Genomic DNA, 8,331 nt, shown 5'->3' on the forward strand with positions numbered 1-8,331 from the left:
GGGGGGGCCGGGGGGGGGGGGCGCGCCGCCCGCCCGGGGGCGGCCCCCCCCCCCCCCCCCCACGGCGGTCCGGTCCCGTACCCCCGGCCGGTTCGGCCGTACGTCGCGGGCGAGCGGATCCGGGTCGGCACCGGTGCGTCTTCCGCGCCGACGTGGATCCGTGCCGGGGGCCGGCGGAGCGGCACGGGACGAAAGCGCCGGTTCCCTCTCCGGGGCCGGCGAGGTCTCACTCGGCGAGGAGGCGCCGGGGACCAGGGACCGGAGGATCGTTCGAAGGGATCCGCGCGACGGGGCAGCGGAGGGCAGGCGTGCCGTCGCGGCGCCGGCCGTCGCCGGACGCCGTGCGCACCTCCGGCGATGAGGAGGCGCCCGACCCGGATCCGGTGAGGGAGGAGGACGGGCCGGGAAGCCCTGCTCCCCGGCCACGGTTCATGTGCCGCGTCGGTCAGGGTTTGCCCGGTGGCGAGGCGTCCCCAGCCTCCGGCCGGGGGGACCCCGGGTGCGTGCGATCGCCGGGCGGCCGGAAGCCGCGTGTGGTTTGTCCTGCCCGGGCTCTCGGCCAACGCGGCGAGCGCGCGCGCCAGGGCGGCGAGCGGGATGAACCCTGACCGACGCGGCACATGGTGCCGTCACTCCGGGTCAGGCACCGGCCGCCGCGGTGTAGCGGGCGGCGACGTCCTCCCAGTCGACCAGGTCCCACAGCTTGGTGACGTAGTCGGGGCGGACGTTCTTGTACTGCAGGTAGTAGGCGTGCTCCCAGGCGTCGAAGACCAGCAGCGGCACGCTGCCCTGGCCGACGTTGCCGTGGTGGTCGTAGACCTGCTCCACGATAAGGCGGCGGCCCAGCGGCTCCCAGGCCAGCACGCCCCACCCGGAGCCCTGGACGCTCGTGGTGGCCACGGTGAGCTGCTTCCTGAACGCCTCGAAGCCGCCGAGGTGTTCGTCGATGGCGCCGGCCAGGGCACCGTCGGGGCGGTCGCCGCCGTCCGGGGAGAGGTTCCGCCAGAAGATCGAGTGCAGCACGTGACCGGAGAGGTTGAAGGCGAAGGTCTTCTCCAGGCCCACCAGAGCGGCCGGGGTGATCCGGTCCTCGTCGCGGGCTTCGGCGATCTGCTCGAGGGTGTCGTTGGCGCCCTTGACGTAGGCGGCGTGGTGCTTGGCGTGGTGCAGCTCCAGGATCTCCGGCGTGATGGCGGGAGCGAGCGCGGAGTAGTCGTACGGCAGGTCCGGAAGCGCGTAGGCGCCCATCAGGCACAGCCCCTTTCAGGTGGGTGATCGTCGCAAGCCAGCCTGCCCTTATTGCGAGTCAGTTGCAACAACAACTTCAATGCAGCAGCATGGAAGGGCGGGGCCGGCCCGTCAGCTTTCGGTGATGCGGCGCCATCGACAGGGCGCCCCTCCCGAGGGGTGATCGTCTTCTCACCCGGCACCCGCCGGTCCCGGCCGGCCCCGCCCCTGGCCACAGGGCCCCTGACCCGTACTCGTCCCTCGCCGGCCGCACGAGGCGGTGACGGACGCCCCGGAGGGCCTCCCCGCCGGAAAGCGGTGGCCTTCCGGAGACCGTCCGGTCACCCCTCCCGCGTGTACGCCCGAGCCGGGTCCCCGGCTCGGGCCGTGCAGGTCACGGCGGCGCGCCGGGCCCCGCCCGATGCCTCCCGGGCGGGGCGAAGGCGTACAGCTCCAGCACCTCGGGGCAGGGCGCGACGCCCGGCCCGCCGGCCCGGACCCAGGCGGCGATGTCCTCGATCGCGGCGGGGTCGTTGACCAGACCGAACCAGGCCGGCCGTGCGCCCGGCCGCCCGCCGGCCGCCGGGAGGTGCCCCCCCCCAACCCCGGGCGCCGGCCCCCGCCCCCCCAGGCCCGGCGGACGAGGGCCGCACCACGACCACGTTGGCCCGCTCGCACACGCCCAGACAGCCGGCGATCCGTACCCGCGTCTCCCGGCGCAACCGCGCGACCTGCCCGGCGTGGTCGACGCCGGCCACCTTGGCGCTGCCGCAGCGGCAGTCCCGGCACACCGTGACCCGGCACGGCGCCGGACCGCTTCTCTCAGACTCCTGGCGCACGACGGCGCGCTCCTCTCTCCTGGGGATCCGCTCCGGCTGAGGACGGCACGTGCCCGACGGCTCGCACGGCACCGCCCGCTCGGGGCGGCGGGAGGCCGGGTGTCCGCTCGCCGGTCGCGGCGGCGGCCCAGGCCGGGGCCGCCCGGAAGGCTGGTCAGATACCGGCCTGCTCGGCCGGCTCCAGCGGCGGAACCGGGCGGGGCCGGCCCTCGGCGTCGACCGCGACGAACGTCAGCCGGGCGGTGGCCACTTCTGCCACCGGCCCCGAGGCGTTCCAGCGTTCGGCGGTCACCCGCACCGCGGTGGTCATCGAGGTCCGCCCGGCCCGCTCCAACTCGGCGTGGACGCCCAGCAGATCACCGGCGCGTACCGGGGACAGGAAGGACATCCGGTCCACCGACACGGTCACGGCCGGGCCGTCGCCGTACCGGCCCCGAGCGGCCCCTGCCCGGGTGGGCCGGGGACCTCCGGCCCACCCCGCACCGCGTCCGGGGCGCGTCCACGGCGCCGCGCGCACCGATTACTTCAGGACAACCGTGCAACAGGTGCTGTCGCGGGAAGTCGGGTTTGCCTACGCTGATGCGCGCAGTCGGTTCACGCCTCCCGTCCGGCCCGGACGTCCGGTGGCGTGACGCAAGAGGGAACCCGGTGGGAATCCGGGACTGTCCCGCAGCGGTGAGCGGGAACGACCGCCGTCATCCAGCACTGGGCCCGGCATACCGGGCCTGGGAAGCGACGGCCGGTAGGTGTCCGCCGGTTCTCCGGCGGGCGTGCCCGCGAGTCCGAAGACCTGCCACTGCGCCCGTGCGGGACGCGCGGGCTGCTCACGGTGACCTCGAGGACTGGGTCGGCGGTACGGAAGGCCGCGCCGCGTGCGCGTGGCCGCACCTCCTCACCGACCGGTGCCCGGGGCTGGACTGCGGGAGGAGGGCGTGCTCGTGACCACGAAGGTCTCCGCCGTTCCCGCGGGGCGGGCCGACCCCCGGCCCGGCGGACCGGGCAGCACCGTGTCCGGCGTCTGCCACGGCACCCTGGGCGAGCTGTACCAGGGGCCGCTGCGGGCGGGCGCCGGTCCGGACATCGCCCTGGTGTCCTTCCCCGTGGACCGGCACTCCTGGGTGTACTTCACCCCGGGAGGCGCGGCCGGCCCGCCGAGGCCGCCGCTCGGCGAGAAGGCGGCGACCGCGGCCCGGCTCTTCCTGGAGCACTACGGCCTCGCCCTGCCTCCGGGGACCTGGAGCACGCACTCCGACCTGCCGGTGGGCGTGGGGATGGCCAGTTCCACCGCGGACGTCGTGGCGACGCTGCGCTGCCTGTTCCGGCTCTTCTCCCTGCCCTGGGACCTGGACGTGGTGCTCGGCGTCCTGGCGTCGATCGAGCGGGCCGACAGCGTCTTCCTCGACGAGTTCGCGCTGTACCTCAGCGGCCGGCACCGAGTGGTCCGGCGGCTGGGCACGGGCATCGGCTTCCACACCGCGTTCGTCCGCGAGCCCGGTTCGGTGGACACCGCCGCCGTCACGCCCCTGCTGCTGGAGCACTACCGGTGGCGCGGGGAGGAGTACGAACGGTGCCTGGCCGATCTCCTCAAGGGCTTCGGCTCGGGTGACCCGGCGGCCGTCGCCCGTGCCACGACCGTCAGCGCCTCGCTGTCCCAGGAGGTGCTGCCCAAGGCGGCGTTCGGCGATCTGCTCGCCCACCGCGAGCGGTTCGGGGCCGACGGCGTCTTCGTCGCCCACACCGGCTGCCTGGCCGGATACCTCTTCACCCGCCGCCCGGACGCCGACACCAGGTCCGAACTGTCGGCTTTCTTCCACTCGCTCGGCCACCAGTGCTCATTCACCCAAGGAGGCTACGGGTGATCCACCCCCACATCACCGACGCCCTGAAGGTCCCGGACCTGGTCCGGCTCACCGAAGAAACGATCCTGCTCCGGTTCGAGTCGATGAAGGTCTACTCGGCCCTCGCCGCCGTCCGGCACCTGCTGGAGCGGGGCACGGTCCGGCCGGGGCAGACCCTGGTCGACAGCTCCAGCGGCATCTACGCGTACGCGCTGGCGCTCGCCTGTCACCGGTACGGCATGCGGTGCCACATCGTGGCGTCCACCACGGTCGACGCGACCACGCTCGCCCAGCTGGAGATCCTCGGCGCCACCGTCGAACAGGTCAGGCCGTCGCGGAACCTCAGGCTCGACCAGGAGCTCCGGGTGCGGAGGGTGCGCGAGGTACTCGCCGAGCGCCCCGGCTGCCACTGGATGCGCCAGTACCACGACGAGGTCCACTACCTCGGCTACCACGAGGTCGCCGACCGCATAGCGGAGGCGTTCCCCTCGGCCGGGCTGACCGTCGTCGGCGGGGTGGGTTCCGGCGCCTCGACGGGCGGCATCGTGGAGAGGCTCCGGACGGCGGACCCCTCGGTGCGGCTGGTCGGCGTCCAGCCCTTCGGGAGCGTCACCTTCGGCAGCCAGGACCACCACGACCCCGAGGCGATCATCGCGGGCATCGGGTCGTCGATCGTCTTCGACAACGTCCGCCACCACCTCTACGACACCGTGCACTGGCTGGACTTCACCCACGCCATGTCCGGCGCGGTCGCCCTGCTGCGCGACCACGCCGTCTTCGCCGGGCTGTCCACCGGCGCCGGCTACCTGGCCGCGATGTACGAGGCCCGCCGCCATCCCGGCCGGGTGCACCTGGTGATCGGCGCCGACACCGGCAACCGCTACGTGGAGCGGGTCTTCGCCCGGCACGAGGAGGCCCTGGACCCCGCCGCGCTGAAGCCCGCCGAGGTCGGAGCCCCGGAGGAGATGACCATGCCCTGGTCGAGGATGGCCTGGCGGCGCACAGCCCGCCCCGACCTCTGGAAGGGGCGCGCGGCATGACCGTGGCCTGTCTGGAGTCGCTGACCTTCGGCCTCGGGCACCTGGTGCGCGCGGCCGGTGCGCTCGGCGAGCGGCTGCTGCTGCTGACCCGCGACCCCTCCTACTACGCCTACGAGCTGGAGCGGCTGCCGGCGGGCTCCCTCGATGTCGTCGAGACCGACACCTTCGACGTGGAGCGGGTCGCCGGCGTGCTGGACCGTACCCCGGAGCTGCGCGGTCTGATCAGTTCCACCGACACCTGGACCCTGGTCGGGGCGGAGCTCACCGCGCGTCTCTCACTGCCCGGCCTCGACGGGGCCGTCCTGCGGCTGACCCGGGACAAGGCGGCCGTGCGCAACCGGCTGCACGAGGCCGGCCTCACGCGCGGGCGGGCCGCCGAGGCCGCCGGGCCGGGCGCAAAGCTGCGCGGGCCGCTGCTGGAGGAGGTCGGCCTGCCGGCGGTCCTCAAGGACACGGCCGGCACCGGGAGCCAGAACGTCTGGCTGGTCCGGGACGAGCGCGAGCTCGACCCGGTCCTGCGCCGGGCCGCGCAACGGCCCCTGAAGGGGCGGCTGTTCGCCGAGCCCTACTTCAGCGGTCCGGTGTACAGCGCCGAGACCCTCACCTGGGCGGGCCGCACCCGGCTGCTGGGCGTCTCCAGCAGGCTCATGTCGGCCGAGCCCCACTTCCGCGAGGAGATCACCGCCTTCCCCGTCGCCTTCCCGAAGGCCCTGCGGGTATCGCTGGAGAGGTGGACCGGCGAGGTGCTCGCCGCCGTCGGGTACACCGACCGCTTCGCGCACGTGGAGTTCGTGCTGACCGCCGACGGTCCGGAGGTGGTGGAGATCAATCCCCGGATCGGGGGCGCGCTGGTGGGCGAGGGTCTGTGCCGGGCGCTCGGCGTCAACGTCTACGAGGCGGTGGTCGAGGCGGCGCTGGGCCGCCGTCCCCGTCTGATGGACGCGGACCTGCCCGGCGGTCCGGCCGTGGCCTTCGTCCTGGGCTACCCGGCCGAGCCCGGTGTGTTCACCGGAGTCGCCGGGCTGGACCGGTTGGCGGACATGCCGGGGGAGCCCGCCTGGTATCCGGTCAAGCGGATCGGCGATCCCGTCGATCATCTGACCGACAGCCGCGGCTACGCGGGCATCGTCTACGCCGAGGCCGAGACGGCCGAACTGGCCACGCACCGGGCCGTGGCCGCCGCCAACGCCCTGCGGGTGCTCACCGAACCGCTGCCCGGACCGCCGACGGGCGTCCGGTGACTGAGCGGGCACCCGAGCAGGCACCCGAGCGGACGCCTGGGCCTGGACCAGGGCCAGGGCCAGGGCCAGGGCGCGCGGCGGGGGTGCGGGCCGCGCTGGGGGCGCTCGACGGGCCGCCGCGCTTCCTGCTGCTCAGCTCGTTCCTGATCCCGCTCGGCAGTTTCATGGTGCTGCCGTTCATGTCGGTGTTCCTGCACGAACGGCTCGGGATGGGCCTGGGCGCGGTCGGTGTCGTGCTGGCCGCGGCCTCCCTGGTGCAGTTCTCCGGCGGGGTCTTCGGCGGGGCGCTGGCGGACCGGATCGGGGTGCGCCGCACGATGCTGTGGGCGCTGACCGTGCGTACGGCCGGCTTCGTCGGACTGCTGCTGGCCCTGCGCTGGCCCGCTCTCGCCGTCGGGGCGCTGATCCTGACGTGCTGCGGCGCCGCGCTCTACCTGCCGGCCAACAAGGCGTATCTGGTGCACGGGGTGGACGAGGAGCGCCGTCCGGCGTTCCTGTCCGCGGGCAACGCGGCGCTCAACGCGGGCATGGCGGTGGGCCCGCTGGTCGCCGGGCCGTTCGTCCTGTCCTCGCCCGGCTGGCTGTTCGCGGCCGTCACGGCGCTGTTCGTCGCGGTCACCGCGGGCCACGCGCGGCTGCCCGAGACGGGCGGGGAGCGGCCCTCCGCCCCGGCCGCCGGCCGCCCGGGCCTCCTGGCCGGTGTGGCCCTTGTGCCCTTCGCCGCCAACGCGCTGGCGTTCTACCTCTACTTCCACTTCCAGCACTTCCTGGCGGTGTACGCCGTCGAGCGGGCCTCCGGCGAGTTCTACAGCCTGGTGCTGCTGCTCTGCTTCACGCTGGTCATCGTCGTACAGCCCCTGGCCTCCGGTCTGATCCGGCGGATGCCGTACGCGACGGCCCTCGCGGTCGGTTTCACCGGGCTGGCGGCCGGACTGGCCGTCCTGGCGGTCGGCACCCGGCCGGCGCTGCTGGCGGGCGGGGCGCTGGTCACCCTGGGCGACATCGTGCTGTTCCTGAAGAACGACCTGGAGGCGCTGCGCCGCAGCCCCCGCTCCGACGCGGTGGTCTTCGGCCAGCAGCGGCTGGCCGCGGGGCTGGGAGCCTGTGCGAGCGGAGTGCTGGGCGGGCAGCTGTACGGCCTCGGCGAACGGGCCGGGGAGGCCGGCTGGTTCTGGCTGCTGGCCGCCGCGCAGTGCCTGCTGCTCCCCCCTGTACTGCTGACGCTGCGCCGCCGCACGGCCCGGCGTCCCACCCCCGAGGCGACGACGAAGGAGCACTGAGACCGCATGGCACGGACGGGCGGGTTCCAGGACGACGGTTTCTGGACCGAGTTCCACGACTTCCTCTTCTCCGGGCAGCGCTACGAGCAGGCCGAGGAGCTGCTGGACACCTCTCCCCTGCTGTCCTTCGCGCCCCGGTCGAGGGTGCTGGACCTGTGCTGCGGGCCGGGGGTGTTCACCGTGCCGCTCGCCCGCCGCGGCCACGAGGTGACCGGGGTGGACATCAGCCCGGCGATGCTGGAGCGGGCACGCGAGCGGTCGGCCGAGGCCGGCGCTCCGGCCGTCTACGTGCGGGCGGACGCGCGCGAGTACGAGGCGCCGGGCGCCTTCGACGTCGTCCTCAACATGTTCACGTCGTTCGGGTACTTCGAGGACCCCGCCGACAACGCCCGGGTCCTCGCCACCATGCACGCCTGCCTGGCGCCCGGCGGCACCCTCGTGCTGGATCTCGCGGGCAAGGAGCTGCTCGCCCGCAGGGTCACTCCGCCCAAGGTGGTGCGGCGCGGGGAGGACCTGCTGGTGCAGACCGACACGGTGCTGGACGACTGGGCGCGGCTGCGCAGTGACTGGGTGCTGGTCCGGGGCGAGCGGGTGACGCGGGCCACACTGGTGTGGTTCGTCTACAGCGCCGTGGAGCTGCGGCGGATGGCCGAGGAGGCGGGGTTCGGCCGTGTGGAGGTCTTCGGCGGCTTCGACGGCCGCCCCTACGACGAGGACGCCGAGCGGCTGGTTCTGCGGGCGGTCCGCGAGGGGTGACGTGAAAGAGGCGCGCGACCGGTGCCGTACTCCCTTTCACCCTCGTCTCGGATGAACGTAGTATCAGCTGGTCATCACCGCGACGGGAGACAGGAAGCCGGTGCGAATCC

At 74.1% G+C, this 8,331-nt stretch carries 7 protein-coding genes, 1 pseudogene and 1 riboswitch; of the genes and pseudogenes, 5 read left to right on the forward strand and 3 right to left on the reverse strand.

All coding sequences use genetic code 11. The annotated features are described in order from the left end of the window. Nucleotides 1–639 precede the first annotated feature (639 nt). The 3 genes and pseudogenes from AC2CJA_RS20580 to AC2CJA_RS20590 all read right to left on the reverse strand — a co-directional run bounded on the left by AC2CJA_RS20580 (nucleotide 640) and on the right by AC2CJA_RS20590 (nucleotide 2,583). Nucleotides 640–1,248 (reverse strand): superoxide dismutase, encoded by a 609-nt coding sequence (locus AC2CJA_RS20580; protein ID WP_484604158.1) that lies wholly within the window; start codon nucleotides 1,246–1,248, stop codon nucleotides 640–642. A gap of 373 nt (nucleotides 1,249–1,621) precedes the next feature. Next, nucleotides 1,622–2,066: pseudogene (locus AC2CJA_RS20585) on the reverse strand ((2Fe-2S) ferredoxin domain-containing protein). 154 nt (nucleotides 2,067–2,220) lie between these two features. Beyond that, nucleotides 2,221–2,583, reverse strand: coding sequence for an acyl-CoA thioesterase (locus AC2CJA_RS20590; RefSeq protein WP_484604159.1), 363 nt, complete (start codon nucleotides 2,581–2,583; stop codon nucleotides 2,221–2,223). A 56-nt stretch (nucleotides 2,584–2,639) separates the two neighbouring features. Next, a riboswitch (cobalamin riboswitch) is annotated at nucleotides 2,640–2,877 on the forward strand. Nucleotides 2,878–3,004: 127 nt separating this feature from the next. Between AC2CJA_RS20590 and AC2CJA_RS20595 the strand changes: the two genes are divergently transcribed. The 5 genes from AC2CJA_RS20595 to AC2CJA_RS20615 all read left to right on the forward strand — a co-directional run bounded on the left by AC2CJA_RS20595 (nucleotide 3,005) and on the right by AC2CJA_RS20615 (nucleotide 8,221). Further along, nucleotides 3,005–3,925 (forward strand): GHMP family kinase ATP-binding protein, encoded by a 921-nt coding sequence (locus tag AC2CJA_RS20595; protein WP_484604160.1) that lies wholly within the window; start codon nucleotides 3,005–3,007, stop codon nucleotides 3,923–3,925. Next, the gene (locus tag AC2CJA_RS20600; protein ID WP_484604161.1) at nucleotides 3,922–4,944 is read left to right on the forward strand and encodes a cysteine synthase family protein; all 1,023 of its coding nucleotides are present in this window, start codon (nucleotides 3,922–3,924) and stop codon (nucleotides 4,942–4,944) included. The genes AC2CJA_RS20595 and AC2CJA_RS20600 overlap by 4 nt, the downstream gene beginning before the upstream one ends. Beyond that, on the forward strand, nucleotides 4,941–6,185 hold the full coding sequence (locus AC2CJA_RS20605) for an ATP-grasp domain-containing protein (protein ID WP_484604162.1): 1,245 nt from the start codon (nucleotides 4,941–4,943) through the stop codon (nucleotides 6,183–6,185). The genes AC2CJA_RS20600 and AC2CJA_RS20605 overlap by 4 nt, the downstream gene beginning before the upstream one ends. Nucleotides 6,186–6,268: 83 nt before the next feature. Next, nucleotides 6,269–7,465: an MFS transporter gene (locus AC2CJA_RS20610; RefSeq protein WP_484604163.1), complete on the forward strand. Its 1,197-nt coding sequence runs from the start codon at nucleotides 6,269–6,271 to the stop codon at nucleotides 7,463–7,465. A gap of 6 nt (nucleotides 7,466–7,471) precedes the next feature. After that, entirely contained in the window at nucleotides 7,472–8,221 is a 750-nt protein-coding gene (locus tag AC2CJA_RS20615) for a class I SAM-dependent methyltransferase (protein ID WP_484604164.1), read from the forward strand. Nucleotides 8,222–8,331: the final 110 nt, after the last annotated feature.

Source organism: Streptomyces sp. ATLC9, assembly GCF_057196705.1.

Bases quoted from the DNA above. Each gene is read 5' to 3' on its own strand.
- AC2CJA_RS20605 (WP_484604162.1), top strand. From the start codon at position 4,941: ATGACCGTGGCCTGTCTGGAGTCGCTGACCTTCGGCCTCGGGCACCTG.
- AC2CJA_RS20615 (WP_484604164.1), top strand. From the start codon at position 7,472: ATGGCACGGACGGGCGGGTTCCAGGACGACGGTTTCTGGACCGAGTTC.
- AC2CJA_RS20580 (WP_484604158.1), bottom strand. From the start codon at position 1,248: ATGGGCGCCTACGCGCTTCCGGACCTGCCGTACGACTACTCCGCGCTC.